Raw genomic sequence first — 26,784 nt, 5'->3', positions numbered from 1 at the left:
AGAGAAAATGTAGGTCGTGTTTTAAAAAGTATGATGGTATAAAAAATTGACAATCAGGGAGTAAATTTGTATTTTTGTTGAATGCTAATAACAATTAAACTCCACTGCCCCAATTGTCAAAGCACAAAGATAGTCAAAAATGGGAATAAAAAGAACAAAAAACAAAACTATCTTTGCAAAACCTGTAAACGCCAATTTATCGGCGACCATAATCTGACCTACAAAGGGTGGGCTTCGCATATTGCTGCGAAAATTCTCTTGCTTTTGGCAAGAAATGTAGGTATTCGTGATATTGCTGAAATTGAAAAAGTTAGCATCAAAAAAGTACTTTCGGTTTTGGTAAATTTCAATCGAGAAATCGAACCCAAACAAAACAAATACAAATCATTACAAGTTGATGAACTTTGGACTTTTGTGGGAAAAAAGAAGAATAAAAAGTGGTTGATTTATGCTTATTCTGCTGAAACAAAGGAAATTGTAGCGTGGGTATGGGGCAAACGAAACATAAAAACAGCCCAAAAACTTCGTGAGAAATTGAAGAAATTGAGTGTTAGTTTTGATGAGATTTGTACAGATAATTGGGAAGCTTTTGCGTCTGTTTTTCAAGAATATACACATAAAGTAGGTAAAAAATACACTACTGATATTGAAGGAAACAACACACTTTTGAGACATCGGATACGCCGAGCGGTGAGGAAAACTTGTTGTTTTTCAAAAAAGTTTAAAAACCATATAAAAGCTTTTGAAATTGTGTTTTTCTACATCAATTTTGGGTGGATTTGAGTATCATACTTTGGGAAACACTACCCATAGAGCAAAGATGTTTGGTTCATATTGAGAGAACGTGCTTAATTTGGCTTACAAAATTTCCTAAGCACCACAGTGGGTAAGAACTACTCAGACATATTTTGTTATTTTTCAAAATTCAAAAGCATAATGATAAAATCTGGGGATAAACACTTTGAATTTGTGGTATGAAAAGCACAAAGCGTATATCAATGAAAAAAACATTAATCCTGAAACGGGAAGATATTGGTACACTCATAAGATGCTGAGAAGATCTTATTTCACTATTAAAAGAGTACTTCCCAATATTTTCACTACTTGGAGAGTCCTAAAATCTCAAACACCACCAATGGAATTGAAAGATACTTCAGCCATATTAAAAACATTTGGATTTATAAAGAGGGCTTACCCTAAAAAGTAGAGTTAACTTTATCAAATGGTATATTTATTTTTCTATTTTAAAAATAGAGTTTTTTTAGCATAAAGGTTCATCTAATAGTTTCAATAAAAAAGAAGAGGCTGTCTGATAGTTTTGGGACAGCCTCTTTTTTAGAGTAATTATTAATTAATATGTTTTTAGTAGCCTGGTGTTTGTTCCACTTCTGGGTCGGTGTCAGTTACTCCTTTGTTTATTGGCCATAATACTTTATGAGCCTCAGTGCTTGGGTTTAGAATAGGAGCAGTAGAGCTATCGTAATTAGCTTCTGTTGAGAAAACCAGTGGTTTTCCTGATGCATCTTGTAAACGAATGATGTCAAACCAACGTTTATTTTCTGCTACAAATTCCTTATCTCTTTCCTTCAAAATAGCTAATTCATTTTCAGCAAAACTACCATTGGTGTACCCATGTGCAGTTGCGTTATAGGCCGTACCATATGCCCTTTTGCGAACTTGATTGATATATTGAGCAGGGTCTCCTCCTTTTTTGTTTTCAACTTCAGCAAGCATTAAAAGAACATCTGAGTAGCGGTAAACAGGAATATCACTTGACCAAATACGTTTTCCACTCGTGTTGATAAAGCCCATGTATTTAGTTAGCACAATGCCTCGTCCTCCGCCTGTGGCGGTTCCGTAGAAATCATAGAAAGTAGCTGTTTTTCGAGAGTCAGTAGCATCGAACTGTTCGAAAAGAGGGAAAATATATTCGTTACGGAATACACCCGCACCTGATGCAATGTTTAACGGATCATTGGTAGGGATTGGAGTTCCGTCAGCTTTGAATTTACTATTAAAATCGTTTGGATTATACATAAACTGACTAAAGTGGTTGGTCGCTTCATTTTCAAGGAAAGGCATTGAGAAAATAATCTCTGCGTTTTCTTTGTTGTTATGAGCAAATACATTGCTGAACGAAGGTAATAAACTGAAACGTCCTGAGTTTTTAACAAAATTTAATGCACTCTCAGCAGTGGCTAAATCTGTTCCTGCGGGAGTTTGATTACCTGTTGTTACTTTTGCTGACCATAAATAAACCTCAGCTTTCAGCATTTTTGTTGTATAGATACTCCATTGTGATTTTATCAAAGCAGTTGAATTTCCAAAATATGATTCTGATTTTGCAATATCCTCTTTGATGAGATCCAAAATTTCTTTTGGAGTGCTTCTTGGAGTGTACAAATCAATTCCATTTTCAGGTGTTTTGTCAAGTACTTTGGTTTCTTTGTTCATAGGAACACCTCCGTAAGTTCTGTACAACCAAAAATAATACCATGCTCTTAAACCATATGATTGAGCTAACATTAGTTGTTTGTCTGTGTCTTTCAGATAGTTAGCATTTTCAACCTGTTTAATAGCCCAGTTGATTCGCAAAATATTACCATAAAAACCAACCCAATTTGCTACACCTGTGTTAGCACTGGTTAAGTTTTGAGATTTAATTGCCGAGTAACTTACTGAGTTGGCCAGAGAGGTACTTGTGGTGATTTGAGTTCCTCCACGAGCTTCTCCTAATAACCAGTAATTTACGTAGTTACTTCGTAGTTCTCTGTGCAGCCCCAGCATATAACCTTTTGCTTGGGCTTCTGTTTTCCAAAAATTCTGACTTCCATAGTAGTCCTCTGGACCTAAATCCAAATCGTTACACGATACGGTTAATAGTAATGAGGAAGTCAATACTGTTAAATATTTAAATACTTTCATCTTGCTAAAATTTTAAAAAGTCAAGTTTAAACCAATGATTACTGTTCGCGGTAAAGGATAATTATTTGCAGTTCTTCCTAAAGCCTCAGGAGAATAGGCTTTTGATTGTGTCAAATATCCCAAGTTTTGTCCAGTTAAAGAAACTTCCAAGCCATTTAATGATAATGATTTGCATAAATCGCTATCGAAAGCATATGCTAATGAAATTTCTCGGAAAGCTAAATAACTTCCTTCGTACACGAACATGCTTGTATCACGGGTGTAATTTCTTTTTCCTAATTGGTCAGCCCATACATAACGGGGATATTTAGCATTTGGGTTTTCAGGTGTCCAAGAATCTTTGACTTCGGTTACTGTGTTGAATGAACCTTGTGCGTTTGCCATAAACCAAGGTAAACTTCCAATTTCACTTATCAATTGCTTAAATCCAAGGGCATAATCCATACGAGCTGAAAGGCGAATGTTTTCATAAGAGAATGTGGTATTGATACCTCCTGTGAATTTAGGGAATATATTTCCTACTTTGACTTTATCGAATTGGTCAATTTTTCCGTCTCCATTCACATCTTTCCAAATCACATCTCCTGGTTGAATAGGGAGGTGTTTAACCTTTGATGCTGATTTTTCGGCTTCACTGAGGGCTTCCCAAGCAGCAGGGCCATACAATTTTTTGTTATCGCTACCATACCCCCCGATAGATTCATCTATTAGGTTATTTGCTAACTGTCTAATTTCTTCTTCATTTTTGTAAATACCTAAGGCTTCATATACGTACAAGTCTCCTGGAGTTTGCCCTTCTTGATAACCGCCTACCCAAATTTTATTTCCTGTAGTTCCGTCATACACCTCAAAAGCTCCTTGTCGATTTCTCTCTAAGCCATTGTTAGGTAGTTTAATTACAGTGTTTTTGTTATGAGTTATATTTAGTCCAATGTCCCATTTCATTTTTTCTTTGTTAATGGCTTTGAAGTTGGCTTCAAACTCAATACCTCTATTTCTGAAAGCTCCGTTATTGGTTCTGATAGCTGTGATACCAGAAGAATGAGGAAGACCGATATTCGCATATTTATCCTCGGTCAAACGATCATAAAATGTAATGTTTGTTGACAAACGGTTCTCTAAGAACATTAAATCAGCCCCTACTTCAAAGGTTCTTGATTTTTCCCAACGCAACCCTGTGTTAGGTAAATCTCCTAAGTGAAAGCCTGTTTCTCCTTTGTATTTTCCTGTTCGGTAGCTACCTTGTAAATCGTAGGGTCCAATGCCTGAAGCGTTACCGTTCAAACCAAAGCTGGCTCTAAGTTTTGCAAACGAAAGTATATTTTTGAAACTGTCAGAAACAAAATCTTCTTTGGTAATTACCCATCCTCCTGAAACTCCAGGGAATGTACCCCAACGATTGTCAATCAAACTTGAATATCCATCACTGCGAAGTGTGAGAGATAAAATATATTTTCCGTCATAGTCATAATTTAAGCGACCGAAATAGGATTTGATACGATTATTACTATGGTTTGAATCAATGCGACGTTTTCCTTCTTCACTTAATGTAAGAGATAAATCCATAAAGTCGTCGGTAGGAGCTCCTTCACCTGTTGCAGAGAACCCCATGTGGTAGTTATCATAGTATTCATATCCCGCCATAGCATCTAAGTTATGAGAGCCTAATGACACTTTGTAGTTCAAAATACCGTTATAGGTCTGGCGAATCGTTCTTCCAAAAGAGGCTGAAGAGCTTCGCGTTTTGTTTATTGAGTTAGGTCTATCTAAATAGTCCTTGTCAAAAGATTCGTAAACTCCCTCGTCAAACATCACATAACCATTCAATGTGAAAGAAAGTCCTTTCAATAAATCCACTTTGAACGATTGTCCTAAGTTAAATTTATCGGTATTGTTTTTGCGAATGAATTTCCCATCGTAGATCCATGGGTTTCCGTCTTGAACATCTCTTCCCAGTACTAATTGTCCATCAACATATTCTTTCTGTGTAGGAGGAGCAGAAAGCATACGACCAAAATAACGGTCATCACCCATTCCGTTGATGTTATTATTCCAAGTAGCATGAGCAATAGAAAAACTACTGATTGATTTTAGCCAAGGTCTTAATTGATATTCAGCATTTAACGTACCATTTAAGCGTTTGTACCAGTTTTTTACAGGCAATCCTTCTTGATTAAAATATCCTAAACTTGCGTAGTATTTTCCCTTTTCGTTACCGCCAGTCATTGAGAATGTATAATCTCTTGTCAGAGCAAATGGGCGGAATGCTGTGCTTGAACGATCAAAATTAGAGAAGATAATTTCTTTTCCCGTTACGGGATCCATCATGGTTTGCCATCCTTCGCCAAGCAATGTTTGTTTTTGAGAATCTGACAATCGCTCTAATAACATCGGAGACCAAACCGCTTGTGAGTAAACATTAGGGTCAATCAATTCACCTGTTCTTGGATGGAAATGCAGGTTTCCTATTCCGTAAGGACCTACATTATTCAAAGAGTTAGCATTCGAATATCCTTTCCAAGTGCCATCCGCTAACTGATAGATACGAGAGGTGTTATAAACGGCGGTTCTTTGCCAATGTAGATAATCGCGTGCGTCCAAAAATTCATGCTGGCGATTCATATAGTCAAAGCTGTGCTTTATCCTCAAGTTCATCGAAGAAGAACCTACTTTACCGCGTTTTGTCGTTACAAGGATAACCCCGTTGTTGGCTCTTGCTCCGTAAATTGCTGTGGCTCCTGCATCTTTTAATAAATCCATTGATTCGATGTCGTTGGGGTTTAAGTCATTCAAACCTCCGCGAACTTGCCCGTCAACAATGACTAAAGGAGAACCAGAACCGTTTAGGTTTGTACCTCCACGTAGAATTAATGTTGGGATGGATCCAGGTTTACCCGAAGTTTGTGCTACTCGCAATCCTGCAACAGCCCCTGATAATGCTTGTGCAGGGTTTGAAAATGACCCCTTTTCCAATACTTCGGCCTTTACTGTGGCAATAGAGTTTGTTAATTTGGCTTTCTCACGAGTTCCTCCGTATCCCGTAACAACAACCTCTTCCAATTGGTTTGCTTCTTCTTTCATTAAAGCGTTGATAATCAATGATTTACCCCCCCCTGTAACTTTTTTCTCAACGGTTGTAAAACCTAATGAGATAAATTGAAGAATTTCTCCCTCGTTGGCTTTGATGGTATATTTTCCATCAAAATCGGTGGCAACACCACGGTTTGTGCCTTTTACAATAACCGACACGGCAGGAATTGGCATTCCATCATCTGATGAAGTTACCACCCCACTAACTTCTTTCTCCTGAGCAAAAACTCCTTGAAGAAAGAAACATAATGACATAATCAAAATGTGTTTTAGAAATTTTCCTTTCATTGCAACATTTAGTTTTTAAAGTTTTACTTAATTTTTTTAATATGTTATACATAATAACACAGAGGCAAAGATAATCTTTTTGGTCGAATAAGCAACAATTACGTTAATTTTTTTTATGATTTTCTTGATTTAAATCTTATAAATGATTCATTTTTTTGTGAAAAATATCCTCAAAATTGTTTTTTTTACAGTCTTAAATGTTAAAATTAGATGTATAGTTACATCAGATCTATTAAAAAAATGATTTATCAATAATTTTGTTTTTTTTCGTTTTTAAATCGATTTCTTGTGTAAAAATAGTTTAAACATCTCTATTTGGATTGAAACGAAAATAAACGAATTTTTTTCAAATTATCTAATTGTTTAGAAAAATAAAAGTATCATCCGAAAGGAATTGTTAGATTATGAAATAATAAAACCTTAAAATATCAATTTATAAAAATTCTAATTAGAGTATAAGTTATTTAAATACAGTTGTTTATTAGATAGCGAAAGAATACAAATAGTTGTCAGAACATAAAAAAGATATGAATCGGTTTAAACCTTGTTATTTTTTTATTGTCTAAGAGCTATATTTCGAATATTAAACCATAGGCAGTATGAAGAAAATTGTACTTTTATTATTTTTAGCAACCACTACGATTTGGGGGCAGGATTATTCTATTACAGGTAAGGTCGTTGAATATGACTCTAAAACTCCTTTAGAATACGCAACTATTGTTTTAGAACCTATTGAAAATCCAACAAAGTTGACGGGAGGCGTAACCGATGAAAAAGGAGAATTTCACATTAAAGCACCTAAAGGGATGTATACCTTGAAAGTCAAGTTTTTTTCGTTCAAAAATTATGAAGTGAAAAACTTCAACCTTAAAGAAAATACAAAGTTAGGTACCATAGCTCTACATTCAGATGTAGAGCAGTTAGAAGGAGTGGAAGTAGTTGCAGAGCGTACCACAGTTGAATTACATTTAGATAAAAAAATATACAATGTAGGTCAGGACATGACCGTTAAAGGAGGTTCAATTTCAGATGTTTTGGACAATGTGCCGTCCGTTTCGGTCGATACGGAAGGAAAGGTAAGTTTCCGTGGTAACGAAAGCGTTCAAATTCTCATTAACGGAAAACCTTCGGCCTTGTCTGGTGTGAATGATGAAGCTTTACGTCAATTACCTGCCGAATCTATAGAACGTATTGAGGTAATTTCGAATCCTTCATCACGTTACGATGCCCAAGGAACTGCAGGAATCATTAATATCATTCTTAAAAAAGGAAGTGCTATTGGACTTTTTGGGTCTGTAAGTGCATCTGTTGGAAATCCGGAGGCTTATGAATTGGGTACGAATTTGAGTTTACGAAAAGAAGATTGGACATTCTTTGGAAATCTATCCTACAGTAATCGAAAATCTCCAGGAAAAACACTTTTTAACCAAGAAAATTTGGATGCAACAGGAAAAACCGCTAACTTCCAAGATGAAAATCGACAAACATTCCGTAATCGTAAAGGGTTGAATTTCAATCTTGGAGCTGAATATCGTTTCAATGAACGTTCTTCCATTACAAATAGCGTAGTAGTGGTTTCCAATGACGGTAAAAACATTACTGACACAGACTTTTTTAACTATAACGCCAGTCGTGTTTTGACAGCGCAACGTTATAGAAATAACACTGAGAAAAGTGATGATTTACGTTTTCAATACGCAATGAATTTTGAGCATAAATTCAATGATGAAGGTCATAAATTGACCGCTGACTATCAATTCTCTAAATCAGATCAAGAAGGAAATGGACTCATTACGGAGCATAACTTAACATCGAATACCTATTTAGATGTGGAACAAACCATCAATAAAGAAAAAGTGAATAAGCATTTAGCTCAAATTGACTATGTTCTTCCGTTTGGAGCTAACAAAAAATCTCAATTTGAAGCCGGGTATCGAGGAACAATTGATGAAACTGACACGGATTATGCAGTGGGAATTTTGGACAACACAGGGAAGTTGATAGTAAACAACAATTTGAGTAATCGGTTTATTTATGACCAATACGTAAATGCGTTTTATTCACAATTCGGAATCAAAGCAGGTCAATGGAACTTTATGGGAGGTTTACGTTTTGAGCATACGAAAATACAATCACTGTTGGTCAATACTCAAGAAAACTATTCCAAAGAATATGCAGGATTATTCCCTTCGCTGTACGTAGGACGTGAGTTTGAAAACGACCAACAAATCAGTGTGAGTTATAGTCGGCGATTGCGTCGTCCGTGGTCGCGTTTTATCAACCCATTTGTGTCGCGTTCAAGTAATACCAATTTATTTGGAGGAAACCCAGACCTCGACCCAACTTATACGAATGCTTTTGAGATTTCTCACTTAAAAAAATGGGAAAAAATGACGCTAAGTTCATCCGTATATTACAACTATTCGACCCAAGTTTTTGATATGATTTCTTTGGAAACAGGCGATTTCGTTACAGTCAATGGATTGTTGGTGCCAGTGATGTTGCGTCGTCCAATAAATCTTTCGGATGAGTCTCGTACAGGAATGGAATTTACAGCAAACTATACCCCAAAAAGAAATTGGCGTTTTTCATTGAATTTCAACTTTTATCACTATAAATCAAAAGGGGAATACAGCTATACTAACTATTTGAATACCACAACCGTTCAACGATTCAATACCGAGGCTAATTCTTGGTCAAGCCGATTTACAGCACGTTTACCTATTGTGTATGGTATTGATTTTCAAACAAACGTAAATTATTCAGCCCCAAGAAAATCAGCTCAGTCAGATATAGAGGGTAGCATTTCAGCTAATTTGGCACTCAGTAAAGAACTTTTTGATAGAAAAGCAAGTGTGTCGTTGAATGTAAGCGATATTTTTAACTCACGTAAAATGATTGCCGACACCCGAACTGAACGAGTTATCTCACATTCTGAGATGCAGTGGAGACAGCGTCAAATCATGTTAAATTTCACCTATCGTTTCGGAAATATGAAACAACAACCTAAAGAACGGCGTCAACGCACTATGGACGATGCAGGTGGAGATATGGAAATGATGTAAAAACATAAAGAAAAATAACTAATCAAAGAGGTGATTCTTAACGAATTGCCTCTTTTTACGTATTAATTCATAAGTTCTAAATTTGAGATAATTGTACTCTTTTTATAATTACATTTAAAATTTCGGTTGTGTTATAAAAAGTATGATGGTAGTTTTGATTGTCAGGCTGAGCGTAGTCGAAGCCTCGTAATTACAGGGCTTCGACTACGCTCAGCCTGACAGAAATATCCACTTTATTAAAGGTATCATACTTTTTACAACACTTTCAAAATTTCATCTGTGTTAAGTGTATCGAAATATAACAAAACTTGGTGTATATAATTAAATATCTTATTTTCAGTTATTTGAATGTAAAAAATGTTTTGTTATTTTCTTTTTTATTACGAATATATATATAATATTTACGATTTAACTTTTTGTTAACAAAATTATATTTTTATATCTATACATTTGCTACGAATTGCAATTCAGTGGGTGTATAAAAAAATGTTGAACGCCTTTCGGAGATAATAATTATCTGATAATGATGAAGTCTATGCCTGTGAAAATAAACCTAATTTTGAATACGATTAACATATGAGAGCGTATAAGTTATTTTTAATATTGCTATTTCCGTTTTTTGCAATCGCACAAAATGGACGCTCTTTGGAAGTCACATCCCTTTTTGGAATGCCTGTGTATACTTCCTTTGATAAGATAGACAATGCTTTGGTCAGTCGATCATATCCTGCTTTGGTTGCCAAATTAGATAAAGGAAATGGTTTAGCTGGAGGCGGTGAATTTATTTTCAGATTCAACCGCTGGGGAATTAAATTGGGAACATTATCAGCAAATTTAAGTAGCTCCTCAAACCAAGATGGGCATTATTATAGCGGTGAAAATGAATATACTACTTTTGGTGTAACCTACGATGTTATAGCTAATGAAATCTTTACATTTACTCCCTATTTTGGTTTAGGTCATCAAGAAAGTGAAATTTATTTAGATTATGAATTTAAAAATTCAGTTACACCTACATCACTTCATATACAAGGTAAAGAAGCTGATTTTACTTTTGGAGGCAAATTTTATTTTAGAGTCTACCATTCGAATGACAAACGTTTTAAGATATACTTAAACGCTGATGTTTTCTATAAGATTTCTTATTCAAACAAGTGGCGATTTGATAATATGCTGATTAAATCTAAAGATTTTGATTTATCGACTTTAGGAGTTTTAGGAGGGGTTACTCTTCGATATGATTTTTAAGTCCAGTGCATTTAGTCTCTAAAATATGAGAGTATCATTTTCAGGACTTTTTAAATTTTTATCAGGATATACTCTTGTTCTTTCTTTTTTTGCGATTACGTTCGATATGTAATTTGGGTTTATAGAAAAAATATAAACGTAAAAATTTGGTAGATAGTAAAAAAAGTACTACTTTTGCACCTCAAATTTTTAACACAAAAAATAATTTTATGAATCATTACGAAACTGTTTTCATTTTGAATCCCGTTTTATCTGAAACACAGATAAAGGAAGCAGTAGAGAAATTCGAGAATTTCCTTACGGCAAAGGGTGTAGAGTTTGTATCAAAAGAAAATTGGGGCTTGAAAAAATTAGCTTATCCAATTCAAAACAAAAAAAGTGGTTTTTATCACTTGTTTGAGTTTAAAGCAGCTGGTGAAGTTATCAGTTCATTTGAATTAGAATTTAAACGTGACGAGCGTGTAATGCGTTTCTTAACGGTAAAATTAGACAAACACGCTATTGCGTGGGCTGAGAAAAGAAGAGCAAAGTTAAACATTAAAAAAGCGTAAGGAATGTCTATTGAGCAACAAGCAAAAGGAAAAAAAGACGGAGAAATTAAATACTTAACTCCTCTAAATATCGACACTTCAAAACAAAAAAAATACTGTCGATTCAAAAAATCAGGAATCAAATACATTGATTATAAAGATGCAGATTTCTTGTTGAAATTTGTTAATGAGCAAGGAAAATTGTTACCACGTCGCTTGACAGGGACATCTTTGAAATATCAACGTAAGGTAGCTACGGCAGTTAAAAGAGCACGTCATTTGGCCTTAATGCCTTATGTAGCTGACTTGTTGAAATAATCAAAAATAATAATAATAATCAAAAGTTGTTGGTTTTCTCAACAGCGAGAGAACCTAACTTCATAATTCGTAAAAAGGACAACAACATCATGGAAATTATCCTAAAACAAGACGTTCAAAACTTAGGTTTTAAAGACGATATCGTAACCGTTAGAAATGGATATGGTCGTAACTATCTAATCCCACAAGGATTGGCAATTTTAGCAACTCCTTCTGCAAAGAAAGTGTTAGCAGAGAACTTGAAACAACGTGCTTACAAAGAGCAACACATTATTGATGAAGCTAAAAAAACAGCTCAGGCATTGGCTGGATTGGCTGTTAAAATAGTTGCAAAAGTGGGTGCGGGAGGCAAATTATTTGGTTCTGTTAATAATGCTGATTTGGCTCAAGAATTAGCAAAGGCTGGTCATGAAGTAGATAAAAAATATGTAACTATTCCAGGAAACAGTTTAAAAAGAGCAGGAAAATACAATGCTTCTGTGCGTTTACACAGAGAAGTGATTGTGGATTTGCCTTTCGAAATCGTTGCTGAGATTGAGAAAGTTGCTGAAAAACCAGTTGAAAAAACTGAGAATGAATAGTTTAGAGACTCGTACAAATCGAGTACTTAATTAAAGATAGAAGAGGCTGTCAGGAAAATCCGACAGCCTCTTCTGTATTCTCTGTGATTTGTGCCATGTGTGATTTTAATAAAAGGTCTGAACCATTTATAAGGTTTAAAACCACATGGAAACATAGCTCCTATCTCGTTTAAGGAGTATCCCATAATCTGTGTAAGTTGAAAAGTTATTCTGAAATTTTTTGAGCCCTTAAAAGCTCAAAAAAAATTTCGGAAATAATTTTTTAACTATTTTTGACCCATAATTTAAACAGATATGATTAACAAGGAAGAATTGCTCAACAGCAAAGAATTTTAAAGTCATTTAAGACTGCTGAGGACTTGACAGGTTTCTTTAAAGAACTCCACAAAAAAGCGGTGGAACATATGCTCAATGCCGAACTCGACGTTCACTTGGACAACGAAAAACATGACAAAACAAAGATGGAAATTATCGTAACGGACACACTTCCAAGAAGATAAAAACTTCCTTTGGCGAAGAACAAATCCAAGTTCCTAGGGATAGAGACGGTAGTTTTAACCCAATGTTAGTCCCTAAACGCAAGAACGTTATCGATGGTTTGGAAAACATCATCGTATCGTTCTATGCCAAAGGAATGAGCGTGAGCGACATCGAAGAACAAATCCAAGAAATGTACGGCTTTGAAGTATCAACTTCCACAATATCAAGGATTACCAATGCGGTTACCAATGAAATGGTCGCTTGGCAGAACCGCCCGTTGGACGAGCTGTATCTGATTGTTTGGATGGACGGCATCGTTTTTAAAGTTCGTGAGAACTCAAAAGTTGTCAACAAAACCATTTACCTTGCTGTGGGCTTGAATCGAGAGGGAAAAAAGGAAGTTTTAGGAATGTGGCTCGGAAAGAATGAAAGTTCCGCCTTTTGGATGAGCGTTCTCACTGATTTAAAGGCTCGTGGAGTGGAAGATATTCTCATTACTGCCACCGATAATTTAAACGGATTTACGCAAACCATTCGCACGGTTTTTCCCCAATCACAAACGCAAATATGTGTGGTTCATCAGATTAGGAATGCTTGTAAGTATGTGGTTTACAAAGACAGAAAAGAATTTACAGCCGATATGAAACACATTTATACTGCCCCTAACAAGGAAGCTGCCAAGGTTACTTTGGAGGATTTTGCCCAAAAATGGGAGTCAAAATACGGCTATGCTATCAAATCTTGGTATGACAATTGGGACGAATTGACCGTATTTTTCGATTTTCCGTTAGAGATAAGAAAAATTATTTACACAACCAATCTTATTGAGAATCTGAATGGTAAGATTCGGAAATACACCAAAAACAAGCTGTCTTTCCCAACAGACGAAGCTGTGCAAAAGTCCGTTTTCTTGGCTTTGAGAGAAGCTACCAAAAAGTGGAGTATGCCTATCCAAAATTGGGGGATTGTCTTGAACCAATTTATGCTTATATTTGCACAAAGACTCAAACTATAAAAACTTAACCCCAACTTTTTAACTTACACACTTAGAGGGATAGTGTCCTCGTTTAATAAAATTCGTTTATCTTTCAAATTACAAAAGAGATTTCCTATTTTTCAATGACTTGCAATTTTGCAAATTTGAGGAGTATTTTCCGAATGCCTCCTGACTCAAAATCAATACTTGCTTTTCGGTCGCTTCCAATACCTTCCAAAGAGATGATTTTTCCTCTGCCAAAACGCTCGTGAAAAACAAGCATTCCTTCGGTTAAGGCGACTCCTTGGTTGGGGTTAGTACCATTACTAACAGAAGCACTGTTGATGGGTTTTAGCTTGCGTAAACGTTGTAGTTCATCTCCTGTTGGAGCATGAGAAGGGGGAGGGGTGGAGTTTGTAGGTTTTTGTAAGCGCAGTCGACTTTTATCTACTTCTCCGAAAATATCTCTGTTAATTAGCGGTTTGTATCGGTAGTTTGGATTGTTTATAGGAGCTGTTAGGTACTGTACGTATTGGTTGTTAATTTCATCAATGAATCGGCTAGGTTCTGCATCCGATAGCTTACCCCAACGGTAGCGATTTTCCGCATAGGTTAAATAAGCCTGTTTTTCCGCACGAGTAAGAGCTACATAAAACAGACGACGCTCTTCTTCTAATTCGGCACGTGAGTTTACGCTCATCGCTGAAGGGAACAAATCCTCTTCCATACCTACAATATATACGTATGGAAATTCCAGTCCTTTGGCTAAGTGAATGGTCATCAGTGCCACGCGGTCATCATCACCAGTGTCTTTATCCATGTCGGTAACCAAAGCAACATCCTCCAAATATTCGGCTAAAGAAGCTGTGCTATCGGCAACATCCTCCTGTCCCTCCACAAAATCTTTAATACCATTGAGCATTTCTTCGATATTTTCCATTTTGGCGATTCCCTCAGGCGTACCGTCTTTTTTGAGTTCTTGTAATAATCCTGTTTTTCGAGCCACCTGTTCGGCAATCTCAAAAGCATTGGATGTTTTACTAAGTGATTGAAAATTAAGTATCATAATCACAAAGTCAGTCAATCTTTGCTTTGTGGAAGCATTCATATTCAATCCGTCGATTTGGTTAATTTTGTACATAATTTCAAAAATCGACTTTTTGTAATGATTTGCGGCAAAGGTAAGTTTCTCAAGTGTTGTTCCTCCAATTCCTCGAGCAGGGAAATTGATAATTCGTACTAAAGCCTCTTCATCATTTGGATTGATAATCAAGCGTAAATATGCTAACATGTCTTTCACTTCCTTACGTTGATAGAAAGACAATCCACCGTAGATTCTGTATGGAATGTCGCGTTTTCGCAAGGCATCTTCAATAGCACGTGATTGCGAGTTGGTTCGATAAAGTACTGCAAAAGCACTATTTGGTAATTGTAGGTTCATCTTATTTTCAAAGATGGATCCCGCTACAAAACGTCCTTCATCGGAGTCGGTGGGGCTACGGTGTATTTTTATTGGTTCGCCTAATTCGTTGGCTGTCCATACCACTTTCTCAAGTTTAGTTTTGTTGTGGTCAATTACCGAATTGGCAGCTTCAACGATGTTTTTCGTTGAACGATAGTTTTGTTCCAGTCGATAGACCCGAGCGTTTTGATAGTCTTGCTGAAAGTTTAAGATGTTATTGATGTTCGCTCCACGAAAAGCATAAATACTTTGAGCATCGTCTCCTACCACACAGATATTCTGAAATCGATCTGCTAATGCCTTGACAATCAAATACTGGGAGTGATTAGTATCCTGATACTCATCCACCAAAATATATTGAAAACGATGTTGATATTTGGCCAGTACATCTGGATATAAATTTAATAACTCATTGGTTTTCAGTAGTAAATCATCAAAATCCATAGCTCCTGCTTTGAAGCAACGCTCCACATAAGCCTGATAGATTTCCCCCATACGCGGACGTTTTGACATGGCATCGGCTTCCATCAGCTCAGGATTGTTAAAGTAGGCTCTAACGGTGATTAAACTATTTTTAAATGACGAAATACGTGATTGAATTTGCTTGTATTTATAGACATCCTTGTCCAATTCCATTTCCTTGATGATCGAGTTTATCAATCGTTGTGAATCTTGGGTGTCATAAATTGTAAAATTTTGAGGATATCCTAATTTATCAGCTTCAATACGTAAAATTTTAGCAAAAACAGAGTGAAACGTCCCCATCCACAGATTTTTAGCCTCATTGCCTACGATTTCGGTAATACGTTTTTTCATTTCATTGGCTGCTTTATTGGTAAAAGTCAATGCCAATATATTGAAGGCGTCTACCCCCAGATGTATCAAATTTGCAATGCGATAGGTCAAAACTCTTGTCTTTCCAGATCCAGCTCCTGCAATAACCATCAGAGGCCCTTCCTTTTGTAATACGGGGGCTCGTTGAGCATCATTGAGTTGTGCTAAATATTTTTCCATAGTGCTGATTTTTATTTAAAGAGCTCCTTATTTTTTAGTTTCAATTTGCTTGAGATTTTCCATTTTTTTCTTTTGTAAGAAACCATAAATGTCTTCAAGATGTTCTATGATGCGACCGCCTCCAAATTCGTAAACCTTACTAACCAGTCCGTCTAAGAAATCACGATCGTGTGAAACTACTATTAGTGTGCCATCAAATTCTTTCAAAGCTTGTTTTAGGATGTCTTTAGTTCGCATATCTAAATGGTTTGTAGGTTCATCCAGAATCAGTAAATTTACAGGTTCGAGTAATAATTTAATCATCGCCAAGCGGGTACGTTCTCCGCCTGAAAGTACTTTTACCTTTTTTTCACTGGCTTCCTTGTCAAACATAAAAGCTCCGAGTATATCGCGAATTTTGGTACGAATATCACCCTTAGCAATGTCGTCAATGGTCTGGAATACAGATAATTCTTCATCAAGTAAAGATGCTTGGTTTTGAGCAAAATAACCTATTTGTACATTGTGCCCAAGTGTGAGTGTTCCTTCATGCTCAATTTCTTGCATTAAACATTTAACAAAAGTCGATTTTCCTTCGCCATTACGCCCTACTAAGGCTACTTTTTCACCTCTTTTAATAGTGAAATTGGCATGGGAGAATACTTTCTTATCTCCATATGACTTGCCTATGTCTTCGGCAATTACAGGATAATTTCCTGAGCGTGGTGATGGTGGAAATTTTAGCCTAAGAGCTGATGTATCTTCTTCATCAACTTCAATGATTTCTAGTTTTTCCAGCATTTTTACGCGTGATTGCACTTGTAGGGTTTTGGAATACGTACCTTTGAAACGTTCGATAAACTCCTTGGTTTCAGCAATCATTTTTTGTTGATCTTCAAATTGTTTCTGCTGTTGAGCTCTGCGTTCTTTGCGGAGTTCTAAATAGTGAGAATATTTAGCTTTGTAGTCATAAATACGTCCCATCGTAACTTCTATAGTCCGATTAGTAATGTTATCCACAAAAGCTCGGTCGTGTGAAATTAACACTACCGCTTTGGCACTGTTTATTAAGAAATCCTCGAACCATTCGATAGAATCAATATCTAGGTGGTTGGTAGGTTCATCTAAAAGTAATACATCGGGATTTTGCAAAAGTAATTTAGCCAATTCAATACGCATGCGCCATCCACCACTAAACTCTTCTGTTTTACGTTGAAAATCTTCACGTGTAAAACCCAGTCCAAGCAGTGTTTTTTCGATGTCAGCTTCGAAATTTGTATCCTCAATGCTATAAAACTTTTCGCTCAAAGCCGATACTTCTTCAATAAGTTTCATATACTCGTCGGACTCATAATCTGTGCGAATCGTAAGCTCGTTATTGAGTTCTTCAATACGTTTTTCCATTTCGTGCAGATGAGCAAATGCTTGAGCAGTTTCTTCAAATACGGTACGACCATCATTGGTCATCAAGTGTTGTGGCAGGTAGGCAATGGTGAAATCTTTGGGATACGATACTCCTCCTCTTGAAGGTTCACGCACACCAGCCAGTATTTTGAGTAGTGTCGATTTTCCTGCCCCATTTTTTCCCATAAGGGCTATTCTGTCCTTTGGATTGATAACAAAAGATACATCCGAAAAAAGTGTAGTGCCGCCAAATTCTACGGCTAATCCGTTTACTGAAAGCATGATTATTGAGTTGAAAACGGCAAAGATACACCATTAAATCTGATTTGCAAAAGAAGTTTTTTGAAATGCTTTCGGAGTAAAATCTTTATTTCAGAGTAGATGTTTTGATAGGTTTAGGATTCAAAATTAGGTTATAGATGTAGTGTATAACAGTTGTATTAAGCTGAAATATAGATGGTTGATACTGTAATTTTATTATATTGCAAAAAACTTCGATTTTCCTATTTGGATATTTTCCAAAAATTAGATAATCGAAGTTTTATATAGTAAAATTATTTGATTATTAGATGTGTATTACCTCGTCATAAGCAGCTGCTACGGCCTCCATAACAGCTTCACTCATCGTCGGGTGCGGGTGAATTGCTTTTAGCACTTCGTGTCCGGTGGTTTCCAATTTACGAGCCACGACTGCTTCTGCAATCATATCAGTAACACCTGCTCCAATCATATGACAACCCAACCATTCCCCATATTTCGCATCGAAAATTACTTTTACAAAACCATCTGAATTTCCTCCGGCTTTTGCTTTTCCTGATGCTGAGAATGGGAATTTTCCTACTTTTATGTCATAACCTTTCTCACGGGCTTGTTTTTCAGTAAGTCCTACTGAAGCAATTTCTGGGGTACAGTATGTACATCCCGGAACGTTGCCATAGTCAATTGGCTCTACGTGAAGACCTTTAATTTTCTCAACGCATAAAATTCCTTCCGCCGAAGCCACGTGAGCCAAGGCTTGTCCTGGAACTACATCTCCAATGGCATAGTATCCTGGAACATTGGTTTGGTAGTATTTGTCAACCAAAATTTTATCGCGGTCCGTAGCGATTCCTACATCCTCCAAACCGATATTTTCGATGTTGGTTTTGATTCCAACGGCTGAAAGTACTACATCAGCCTCAAGTACTTCTTCTCCCTTACTTGTTTTTACATGAGCTTTCACTCCTTCACCTGAGGTATCTACTTTGGTAACTTCAGCAGATGTCAATATTTTAATTCCTAATTTTTTGAAGCTACGTTCTAATTGTTTTGACACCTCTTCATCTTCCACAGGAACGATGTTTGGCATGAATTCCACAATAGTAACTTCAGTCCCCATTGAGTTATAGAAATATGCAAATTCAATTCCTATAGCACCACTTCCTACAACAATCATTTTTTTAGGTTGAGCAGGTAAAGTCAAAGCTTGGCGATATCCAATCACTTTTTTACCATCTTGTGGAAGAGCTGGTAATTCACGCGAACGAGCTCCGGTAGCAATGATAATATGGTCAGCACTGTATTCAGTTATTTTACCATCCTTGTCCTTTACTTCCACTTTTTTACCTGGCTTCACTTTTCCATATCCTTCGATGACGTCAATCTTGTTCTTTTTCATCAAGAATTGAACCCCTTTGCTCATTCCATCAGCTACATTACGACTTCGTTGTACCACTGCTGAGAAATCTTTATCGAACTCCTTAACCGAAAGTCCGTAGTCAGAAGCATGTTTCAGATATTCAAATACCTGAGCTGATTTTAATAAGGCTTTTGTTGGGATACATCCCCAGTTCAAACATACACCTCCCAAATTTTCTTTCTCAATAACAGCGGTTTTGAAACCTAACTGAGAAGCACGGATTGCGGTTACGTAACCACCAGGCCCACTTCCCAATACAATAATATCGTATTTACTCATCTTTAAAAATATTTATTTGTCAAAAATATCTATTATCAATCAAGTTACGAAGTTACGTATTTTTATTGTATTAATGATGTTTTTTTTGTTTTTTTTTATTTATTGATAGGTTAATATGCTTATTAACAATAGATTGTGCTTTTATGAAAATTAATTCTATATTTTAGTTTAGTATTGATTTTTATCGTAAATTTGCCGTTGAGTGCCTTCCTAAATTCGGAAGTGCAATAAAAATTGAATAGAAGTAAAATGAGATATAAAATATACGTATTACTTATATGTTGTATAGTCAACGTACTTTTTTCACAAGAAAAAAAAACGGATAAAGACCTTAAAGTAGGTTTAGTGTTGAGTGGGGGAGGAGCGAAAGGATTGGCTCATATTGGTGTTTTGAAAGCTATTGAAGAAGCTGGAGTTCGCATTGATTACATCGGAGGAACAAGTATGGGAGCAATAGTGGGGGCTATGTATGCTACAGGATATTCAGCAAATGAATTGGATTCTATCTTTCATCGTTTAGATTTCGATAAATTGATTTATGATAAAACATCACGCCGAGCCAAATCGTTGCATGAACGTTTTATTTATGACAGGTATGCTTTGGCACTACCTTTTAATAATTTAAAAATTGGGATTCCACGTTCAGTATCAAAAGGTCAAAATATTTATAATGAGTTTGTTAAACTCTTATATCCAATTGGAGATACGTTTGATTTTTCAAAACTATCAATTCCTTTTTTGTGCATTGCTACCGATATTGAAAAGGGAAAACAAGTAGTTTTGGAAAGTGGTTTTTTGCCTAAAGCTATTATGGCAAGTGGTGCGTTTCCTTCATTGTTTGATTTAGTTGAGATTGATGGAGATTTATTGACAGATGGCGGAGCATTAAACAATTATCCCATAGATGAAGTAAAAGCAAAGGGAATGGATATCATCATTGGAGTTGATGTGCAAAGTCCGTTTCAAACACGAGAGGAAATTAATTCCGCTTTTGGTGTATTATCACAGGTCAATGCTTTTGCAATGTATGGGAGTATGCCCGAAAAAATAGCAAAGACAGATGTTTACATAAAACCAAATATTGTTGGATTTAATGTCATATCCTTTGACAGAGGTAGTGCAATCATCAAACGAGGAGAGAAAGCTGGGTTTGACCAAATAGAAAAACTTAGAGAAATAGCTTCCCAACAAAAGGAGAAACGAACTCCTGAAAAAATAAAAAAAATAGATTCTATATATGTTAAAGCAGTTCATTTTCACGGTAATGAGCATTATTCTCGTAGCTATTTGCGAGGAAAACTTTATCTGAAAGAATTAGAGCGAAAAATCTCGTTTCAAGATTTGAATGAAGGAATAGATAACTTAATGGCTACCAATAAGTTTCATACGGTACATCACCAAATTCGTTATACCGATGAAGGAGATCATATTGATTTCTTATTGCGAGAAAATCCTGAACGCACTTTCGTCAAGTTTGGATTACATTATGATAATTTATTCAAAACAGGTTTCATAATGAATTATACCAAACACTATTTATTTCAAATCGACGATTTTTTCTCCGTAGATGTGGTTTTAGGGGATAATTTCAGGTATCAATTTGATTATTTTGTAGATAAAGGATATTACACTAGTTACGGATTTCGTTCTAAATTCAATCAATTTTATAGAAAAATACACCCCGACAGAATCTCAAAATACAGTATTGAAGGGTCTAAGCTTAACCGTTTACATTTGGATGCTTATGATTGGGTAAATCAGTTTTATTTTCAAACGTTATTAGGAAATGGGTTTGTAGCGGGTATTGGTATTGAAAACAGAGATATAAGTTTTAAAACAGAACAAGTGTTCTTCACAGAAGATTTCACACCCCTCTACAAAGAAAAATCAAACTTTGGAAGTGCTTATAGCTACATAAAGTACGATTCTTTCGACAATAGTTTTTTTCCACGTAGGGGGGTCTATTTTGACGCTATGTTTCATCTTTATTTATTAGGAAAAACTCCAGAGAAATTCAATCAATTTTCAATGACTAAAGCAAGTTTATCATTTGCAATACCTTTATTTCCTAGGCTTTCAGCAAAATTGGCTTTCGATGGAGGATTCACTTTGGGGAACGCCGAAGGAATTCACACGTTAGATTATTTCTTTGGAGGCTACAATAAAAATGCATCAAATAATTATATTCCTTTCTATGGATATGACTTTTTGAGCTTTGGAGGAAAAAATTTTCTAAAAACAGATATTACCTTAGACATTAACCATTACAGAAAACATCACATTCTGTTACACGGAAATGTCGCTAAAGTAGATAATGAGCTATTCCAAAGTTTAAATTGGCAAACTTCTCCTGATTTTTCAGGCTATGGGATTGGTTATAGCTTGCAGAGTGTGTTGGGGCCCATCGAATTGAAGTTTACCTATTCGCCTGAACTTAAAAAACCAATTTGGCTACTTAACATAGGATATTGGTTTTAGTTGATAAATTTAATAAAAAAAATCGTGTGATTTCCGTTTTTTTAGTAGATTTGTGGGTTGTTTACCAATATTGCTTTTACTAAAGAAAAATTAATCATAAACACATTGAGAATCATTACATTAACAACAGACTTTGGAGAACGAGACTACGCAGTTGCAGCCGTTAAAGGAAAGATTTATACCGAAATTCCGAATGTGGCTGTGGTTGATATTTCCCATCTTATAGCTCCGTTCGATGTGATGCAAACTCATTACATACTCAAAAATGCCTACCATCATTTTCCAAAAGGAAGTGTTCATATTATTGGAGTAGATGCTGAAGCTACACCAGAGCGTAAGCATTTGATAATGAAGTTAAGAGGTCATTATTTCATTGGTGCTGACAATGGAATTTTTCATTTGCTTTCAGAAAATGAGTCGGATGTGGAAGTGTATGAATTATTTAATACAACTACCAAAAATCAATTTCCTGTATTGCATTTCTTTCCGAAAGTAGCTAAAGATTTGTTGGAAGGAATTCCGTTACAAGTTCTGGGAAATCGAATTGAAAAATGTTTTGAAATGACTTATTTTAAGCCAGAAGTGTCCGATAACAAAACATTTATTACAGGAACCGTGATTTATATTGACCACTACGGTAATGCAGTGAGTAATATTCCAAAGTCTTTATTCCACGAGGTGGGACAAGGACGTCCTTTTGAGGTCATTTTCAACATGTATTCTTTTACTAAGATACATGAAAATTACAGCGATATTATTGATTTTTCGATACCTAAGCAACGCAGAGCCATACCCGATGGAGAGCGATTAATTTTGTTTAACAGTCTTGATTATCTGCAAGTTAGTGTATACAAAAGTAATTTACATACTGTTGGAGGGGCTTCCTCATTGCTTGGGATAGATTATCTTGACCAAGTTAGTATTCGTTTTTTGGATAAGAAAAAGTAAACAAATAATCAGATATAGAATAAAAGATATTTATTATGACTTTAATTAAATCAATTTCAGGGATTCGAGGTACCATTGGAGGTAAGCCCGAAGACAATTTAACTCCAATTGATGCAGTGAAATTTGCTGCTGCCTACGGAACATGGCTAAAAACGACTCTTAATAAAGAAAATATCCGTGTAGTATTAGGGCGCGATGCACGTATTTCAGGAGAAATGATTCAGAATTTAGTAGCGTACACCTTAGTAGGTTTAGGTATTGAGGTAATCGACACAGGATTGAGTACTACTCCTACTGTAGAGGTTGCTGTACCGATGGAAAACGCTGATGGAGGGATTATACTTACGGCAAGTCACAACCCTAAGCAATGGAATGCCCTGAAACTCCTCAATAGCAAAGGTGAATTTTTAAATGGCAAAGACGGTGAAGAAATCTTGAAAATTGCCGAAAAAAGTGATTTTACATTCTCTCAAGTTGATGATTTGGGTAAAATAACCAAAAATGACACTTACATAGATAAACATATAGAATCAGTTTTAAACCTAAAACTTGTAGATGTTTCCGCCATTAAAAGTAAGAAATTTAAAGTAGTAGTCGATGCGGTAAATTCAACAGGAGGTATAGCTATTCCTCGGCTTTTGGAGAAATTGGGAGTGGAAGTAGTAAAGCTTTACTGCGAACCAAACGGTCATTTTCCTCACAATCCTGAGCCTTTGAAAGAGCATTTGGGAGATATTTCTGCCAAAGTGATAGCTGAAAAAGCTCATTTCGGTATTGTTGTTGATCCTGATGTAGACAGATTGGCACTCATCTGTGAGGATGGAGAAATGTTCGGCGAGGAATACACCTTGGTGGCATGTGCGGATTATGTACTAAGCAAAACACCAGGAAACACGGCTTCGAATCTTTCATCATCAAGAGCCTTGCGTGACATTACAGAAAAATACGGAGCTAACTATTTTGCTTCGGCAGTCGGTGAGGTAAATGTAGTAGAAATGATGAAGAAAAACAACGTTATCATAGGTGGAGAAGGTAATGGAGGAATTATCTACCCTGAGCTACATTACGGGCGAGATGCTTTGGTTGGGGTAGCTTTATTTCTCTCTTTATTAGCTACTAGAAATATAACATCCGTAAAAGAATTACGAGAAAGCTATCCAGCGTATTTCATGAGTAAAAACAAAATCGAACTTACGCCTGAGGTAAATGTTGATATGATTTTGACAAAAATGGCTCAAAAATATGCTCACGAAAACGTGAATACGATTGATGGAGTGAAGATTGATTTTGCTGAAAGTTGGGCTCACTTACGAAAATCAAATACAGAGCCAATTATTCGTATTTATACCGAAGCTAAAAGTTTTGAAGAAGCTGATGCTCTAGCAAATCGTATAATTGCTGATATTCAGAATATTATAAAATAAAAATATTTTACACTAATGCTTTGTTAAGTTATAAGAAATCTAATATATCCAAGCAATAGAAACAGAATTGTTATAAATCTCAAGGTTCTGCAGAATTTCTTTTCATCGTTGATGGAGGATTGGGTTTACTTTTCTATCTTAAGTTCGATTAGTAAGTGCAATTTTTGACATGCCTTTTCTCTCTTTTTAGAAAGAGTGTATCCAAAGTCTGCGAAAGAAAAATCCATGAGAAAAAAAGTTGTCTGAAAAGTATAATTTTGGCAATTCAAAAAATAAGACTTTCATAATCAATGTTTTTATGAATCTAATTTTGTTAAAATAGACCTTTTCAGACAGCTTCTTCAAGGAAATGTTTTTTCTCTGTTAAATAATCATATGAGACAATATATAAATTTCTAACATAAAAAAATTGAGCTTTGATTTGAGGAGAATCTGTGTTTTGTAAAAACATAAATATTTTTTAGTTTAATCTAAAAAATGTTATACCTTTGCACTCGGTAAAACAATTTTTTTTAAAATGTACAGTACCTTAGTAACTTATTTAGAAAATATAGATCCTATTTTAGCCGCTTTTTATGCTACACTTTTTACGTGGTTGGTGACGGCATTAGGTGCATCGGTAGTATTTTTTTTCAACAAGGCAAATAAAATCGTTCTTGATGGAATGTTAGGTTTCACGGGGGGAGTGATGGTTGCTGCCAGTATATGGAGTTTACTAATTCCTGCTATTGAAATGTCTGAAGGAGAAGGTTTTATAAAAATAATTCCGGCTACGGTTGGTTTTTTGTTAGGTGCATTCTTTTTGTTTTTATTAGATAGACTTTTACCGCATTTTCACGCCAATTTCAAACAAACAGAAGGTGTTAAATCGCCTTGGCAGAAAACAACTTTGCTGATTTTAGCAATCACTTTACACAACATTCCTGAAGGATTGGCAGTAGGGGTGCTTTTTGGTGGTGTAGCAGCAAATATTCCTGAGGCATCCATTGCGGGGGCTATTACTTTGGCAATAGGAATTGGTCTACAAAATTTTCCTGAGGGGATTGCAGTTTCAATGCCTTTACGTCGTATGGGGTTAAGTCGTAGGAAAAGTTTTTTTTATGGGCAGTTATCAGCTGTGGTTGAGCCAATTGCGGGAGTTTTAGGGGCTGTGGCTGTAATGTTTTTTACTCCTATTTTGCCCTATGCCTTGGCTTTTGCTGCTGGTGCCATGATTTATGTAGTTGTTGAAGAAGTTATTCCTGAATCACAGCAGAATAAAAATACAGATGTACCAACCGTCGGTTTTTTAGGAGGGTTTATTGTCATGATGGTGTTGGACGTAGTGTTAGGTTAAAAATGAAAAAAGTACTAATCATCACATACTATTGGAAACCTGCGGGAGGCCCCGGCGTACAGCGTTGGCTTACGTTTGTGAAATATCTCCGAAATTTTGGAGTTGAACCGATTGTTTATACACCTGAAAATCCAAGCTATCCAATTGTGGATGAGAAAATTGGTGAAGATGTTCCTTCTGATATTCAAATTATTAAGCATCCTATTTGGGAACCTTATGGTTTGGCTTCATTCTTTTCAAAAAATAAAACTAAAAAAATGAGTGCTGGTATCATTCCCCGAAAAAAAATATCTTTTGTAGAGAAAATGATGCTTTGGCTCCGAGGTAATCTTTTTATTCCTGATGCGCGTAAATTTTGGGTAAAGCCTTCTGTTGCTTTTTTATCAGATTTTATTGAAAAAAATGATATTCAGACTATTATAACAACATCTCCTCCTCATAGTATTCACCTTATAGGATATAAATTGAAAAAAAAATATCCAGATTTGAAATGGATTAGTGATTTCAGGGATCCATGGACAACTATAGGTTACTATAAAGATTTGCGATTAACAAAATGGGCAGATTCAAAGCAAAAATATTGGGAAAAAACGATCTTGAATACTGCTGATACGATTCTCGTTACGAGTTTCAAAACTCAGAAAGAATTTTCAGAACTTACAAAGCGACCTATTCATGTAATTACTAATGGATATGATGACATGAACATTCAAAAAATATCTCTTTCAGAGAAATTTTTAGTATCGCATATAGGGTCGTTACTTTCCGACCGAAATCCAAAAATGTTATGGCAAGTATTTTCAGAACTAGTAACTGAAAATGAGGAATTTGCTAATGACTTTCAACTGTGCTTTGCAGGAAAATTTAGTGAAGACGTTGAACAAGAAATTCGTGCTTTTGGTTTGGGAAGATATGTAATAAACAGAGGTTATATTACTCATAATGAAGCTATTGAATTACAACGTTCTTCCCAAATTTTATTGCTTATCGAAATCGATAGCAAAGAAACAGAAAGTATCATTCCTGGGAAATTGTTTGAGTATATGGTATCGGGTCGACCCATTTTAGCCATAGGCCCAAAAGGTTGGGATGCTGTTCAAATCATTCGGGAAACTAATACAGGAAAGTCTTTTTCATATGACGAACATCAGCAATTAAAAGCAACTATTTGGGAATGGTATCAATTATTCAAAATTAGGAGTTTGAAAACTACTCCGATAGGTTTAGCTCCATATCATCGAAAAAAATTGACCCAGAAATTAGCAGACTTGATTTAGTCAA

16 protein-coding genes and 1 pseudogene are annotated in these 26,784 nt (G+C 35.7%); 12 read left to right on the top strand and 5 right to left on the bottom strand.

Translation table 11 applies throughout. The features are described from left to right. Positions 1-81 precede the first annotated feature (81 nt). On the top strand, positions 82-783 hold the full coding sequence (locus CGC49_RS01675; protein ID WP_095911709.1) for an IS1 family transposase: 702 nt from the start codon (positions 82-84) through the stop codon (positions 781-783). A gap of 579 nt (positions 784-1,362) precedes the next feature. Here the strand turns inward: CGC49_RS01675 and CGC49_RS01665 are convergent. After that, complete coding sequence (locus tag CGC49_RS01665) at positions 1,363-2,925, bottom strand: RagB/SusD family nutrient uptake outer membrane protein (protein ID WP_095911708.1); 1,563 nt, start codon at positions 2,923-2,925, stop codon at positions 1,363-1,365. A gap of 12 nt (positions 2,926-2,937) precedes the next feature. Further along, on the bottom strand, positions 2,938-6,303 hold the full coding sequence (locus CGC49_RS01660; RefSeq protein WP_095893250.1) for a SusC/RagA family TonB-linked outer membrane protein: 3,366 nt from the start codon (positions 6,301-6,303) through the stop codon (positions 2,938-2,940). Between the two features lie 599 nt (positions 6,304-6,902). On the opposite strand from CGC49_RS01660, the gene CGC49_RS01655 reads away from it, so the two are divergent. The 6 genes and pseudogenes from CGC49_RS01655 (at position 6,903) to CGC49_RS01630 (ending at position 13,540) form a co-directional block, all read left to right on the top strand. After that, a complete protein-coding gene (locus tag CGC49_RS01655) occupies positions 6,903-9,368 on the top strand; it encodes an outer membrane beta-barrel protein (protein ID WP_095893249.1) in 2,466 nt (821 codons plus the stop codon). A gap of 576 nt (positions 9,369-9,944) precedes the next feature. Then, positions 9,945-10,616 (top strand): hypothetical protein, encoded by a 672-nt coding sequence (locus CGC49_RS01650; RefSeq protein WP_095911707.1) that lies wholly within the window; start codon positions 9,945-9,947, stop codon positions 10,614-10,616. 209 nt (positions 10,617-10,825) lie between these two features. Beyond that, positions 10,826-11,167: a 30S ribosomal protein S6 gene (rpsF, locus tag CGC49_RS01645; protein WP_095912658.1), complete on the top strand. Its 342-nt coding sequence runs from the start codon at positions 10,826-10,828 to the stop codon at positions 11,165-11,167. A 3-nt stretch (positions 11,168-11,170) separates the two neighbouring features. Further along, positions 11,171-11,464, top strand: a complete 294-nt coding sequence (rpsR, locus tag CGC49_RS01640) for a 30S ribosomal protein S18 (RefSeq protein ID WP_042005311.1) — start codon at positions 11,171-11,173, stop codon at positions 11,462-11,464. An 89-nt stretch (positions 11,465-11,553) separates the two neighbouring features. Next, positions 11,554-12,045 (top strand): 50S ribosomal protein L9, encoded by a 492-nt coding sequence (gene rplI / locus CGC49_RS01635; protein WP_095893247.1) that lies wholly within the window; start codon positions 11,554-11,556, stop codon positions 12,043-12,045. A gap of 294 nt (positions 12,046-12,339) precedes the next feature. Beyond that, positions 12,340-13,540 (top strand): annotated as a pseudogene (locus CGC49_RS01630) (IS256 family transposase). Between the two features lie 94 nt (positions 13,541-13,634). Here the strand turns inward: CGC49_RS01630 and CGC49_RS01625 are convergent. The 3 genes from CGC49_RS01625 to lpdA all read right to left on the bottom strand — a co-directional run bounded on the left by CGC49_RS01625 (position 13,635) and on the right by lpdA (position 19,317). Next, positions 13,635-15,977 carry an ATP-dependent helicase gene (locus CGC49_RS01625; RefSeq protein WP_095893245.1) on the bottom strand — a complete coding sequence of 781 codons (2,343 nt, stop codon included), beginning with the start codon at positions 15,975-15,977 and terminating at the stop codon, positions 13,635-13,637. A 27-nt stretch (positions 15,978-16,004) separates the two neighbouring features. Further along, a complete protein-coding gene (locus tag CGC49_RS01620) occupies positions 16,005-17,642 on the bottom strand; it encodes an ABC-F family ATP-binding cassette domain-containing protein (protein ID WP_095911706.1) in 1,638 nt (545 codons plus the stop codon). A gap of 283 nt (positions 17,643-17,925) precedes the next feature. Then, positions 17,926-19,317, bottom strand: a complete 1,392-nt coding sequence (lpdA, locus tag CGC49_RS01615) for a dihydrolipoyl dehydrogenase (protein ID WP_095893243.1) — start codon at positions 19,315-19,317, stop codon at positions 17,926-17,928. 249 nt (positions 19,318-19,566) lie between these two features. Between lpdA and CGC49_RS01610 the strand changes: the two genes are divergently transcribed. The 5 genes from CGC49_RS01610 to CGC49_RS01590 all read left to right on the top strand — a co-directional run bounded on the left by CGC49_RS01610 (position 19,567) and on the right by CGC49_RS01590 (position 26,780). Further along, on the top strand, positions 19,567-21,795 hold the full coding sequence (locus CGC49_RS01610) for a patatin-like phospholipase family protein (RefSeq protein WP_095911705.1): 2,229 nt from the start codon (positions 19,567-19,569) through the stop codon (positions 21,793-21,795). Between the two features lie 105 nt (positions 21,796-21,900). Continuing rightward, a complete protein-coding gene (locus tag CGC49_RS01605) occupies positions 21,901-22,743 on the top strand; it encodes an S-adenosyl-l-methionine hydroxide adenosyltransferase family protein (RefSeq protein ID WP_042344961.1) in 843 nt (280 codons plus the stop codon). 35 nt (positions 22,744-22,778) lie between these two features. Then, entirely contained in the window at positions 22,779-24,167 is a 1,389-nt protein-coding gene (gene glmM, locus CGC49_RS01600; RefSeq protein WP_042348246.1) for a phosphoglucosamine mutase, read from the top strand. A gap of 517 nt (positions 24,168-24,684) precedes the next feature. Beyond that, a complete protein-coding gene (locus tag CGC49_RS01595; protein WP_042006277.1) occupies positions 24,685-25,503 on the top strand; it encodes a ZIP family metal transporter in 819 nt (272 codons plus the stop codon). Positions 25,504-25,505: 2 nt separating this feature from the next. Continuing rightward, a complete protein-coding gene (locus CGC49_RS01590) occupies positions 25,506-26,780 on the top strand; it encodes a glycosyl transferase family 1 (protein WP_095911704.1) in 1,275 nt (424 codons plus the stop codon). Positions 26,781-26,784 lie beyond the last annotated feature (4 nt).

The organism is Capnocytophaga sp. H4358, from assembly GCF_002302515.1.
Lineage (GTDB): Bacteria > Bacteroidota > Bacteroidia > Flavobacteriales > Flavobacteriaceae > Capnocytophaga > Capnocytophaga canis.
Note: the sequence above shows the minus strand (reverse complement) of the source record. Positions and strands in the feature narration are given on the sequence as shown.

Bases quoted from the DNA above. Each gene is read 5' to 3' on its own strand.
- CGC49_RS01675 (WP_095911709.1), top strand. From the start codon at position 82: ATGCTAATAACAATTAAACTCCACTGCCCCAATTGTCAAAGCACAAAG.
- CGC49_RS01665 (WP_095911708.1), bottom strand. From the start codon at position 2,925: ATGAAAGTATTTAAATATTTAACAGTATTGACTTCCTCATTACTATTA.
- CGC49_RS01660 (WP_095893250.1), bottom strand. From the start codon at position 6,303: ATGAAAGGAAAATTTCTAAAACACATTTTGATTATGTCATTATGTTTC.
- CGC49_RS01655 (WP_095893249.1), top strand. From the start codon at position 6,903: ATGAAGAAAATTGTACTTTTATTATTTTTAGCAACCACTACGATTTGG.
- CGC49_RS01650 (WP_095911707.1), top strand. From the start codon at position 9,945: ATGAGAGCGTATAAGTTATTTTTAATATTGCTATTTCCGTTTTTTGCA.
- rpsF (WP_095912658.1), top strand. From the start codon at position 10,826: ATGAATCATTACGAAACTGTTTTCATTTTGAATCCCGTTTTATCTGAA.
- rpsR (WP_042005311.1), top strand. From the start codon at position 11,171: ATGTCTATTGAGCAACAAGCAAAAGGAAAAAAAGACGGAGAAATTAAA.
- rplI (WP_095893247.1), top strand. From the start codon at position 11,554: ATGGAAATTATCCTAAAACAAGACGTTCAAAACTTAGGTTTTAAAGAC.
- CGC49_RS01625 (WP_095893245.1), bottom strand. From the start codon at position 15,977: ATGGAAAAATATTTAGCACAACTCAATGATGCTCAACGAGCCCCCGTA.
- CGC49_RS01620 (WP_095911706.1), bottom strand. From the start codon at position 17,642: ATGCTTTCAGTAAACGGATTAGCCGTAGAATTTGGCGGCACTACACTT.
- lpdA (WP_095893243.1), bottom strand. From the start codon at position 19,317: ATGAGTAAATACGATATTATTGTATTGGGAAGTGGGCCTGGTGGTTAC.
- CGC49_RS01610 (WP_095911705.1), top strand. From the start codon at position 19,567: ATGAGATATAAAATATACGTATTACTTATATGTTGTATAGTCAACGTA.
- glmM (WP_042348246.1), top strand. From the start codon at position 22,779: ATGACTTTAATTAAATCAATTTCAGGGATTCGAGGTACCATTGGAGGT.
- CGC49_RS01595 (WP_042006277.1), top strand. From the start codon at position 24,685: ATGTACAGTACCTTAGTAACTTATTTAGAAAATATAGATCCTATTTTA.
- CGC49_RS01590 (WP_095911704.1), top strand. From the start codon at position 25,506: ATGAAAAAAGTACTAATCATCACATACTATTGGAAACCTGCGGGAGGC.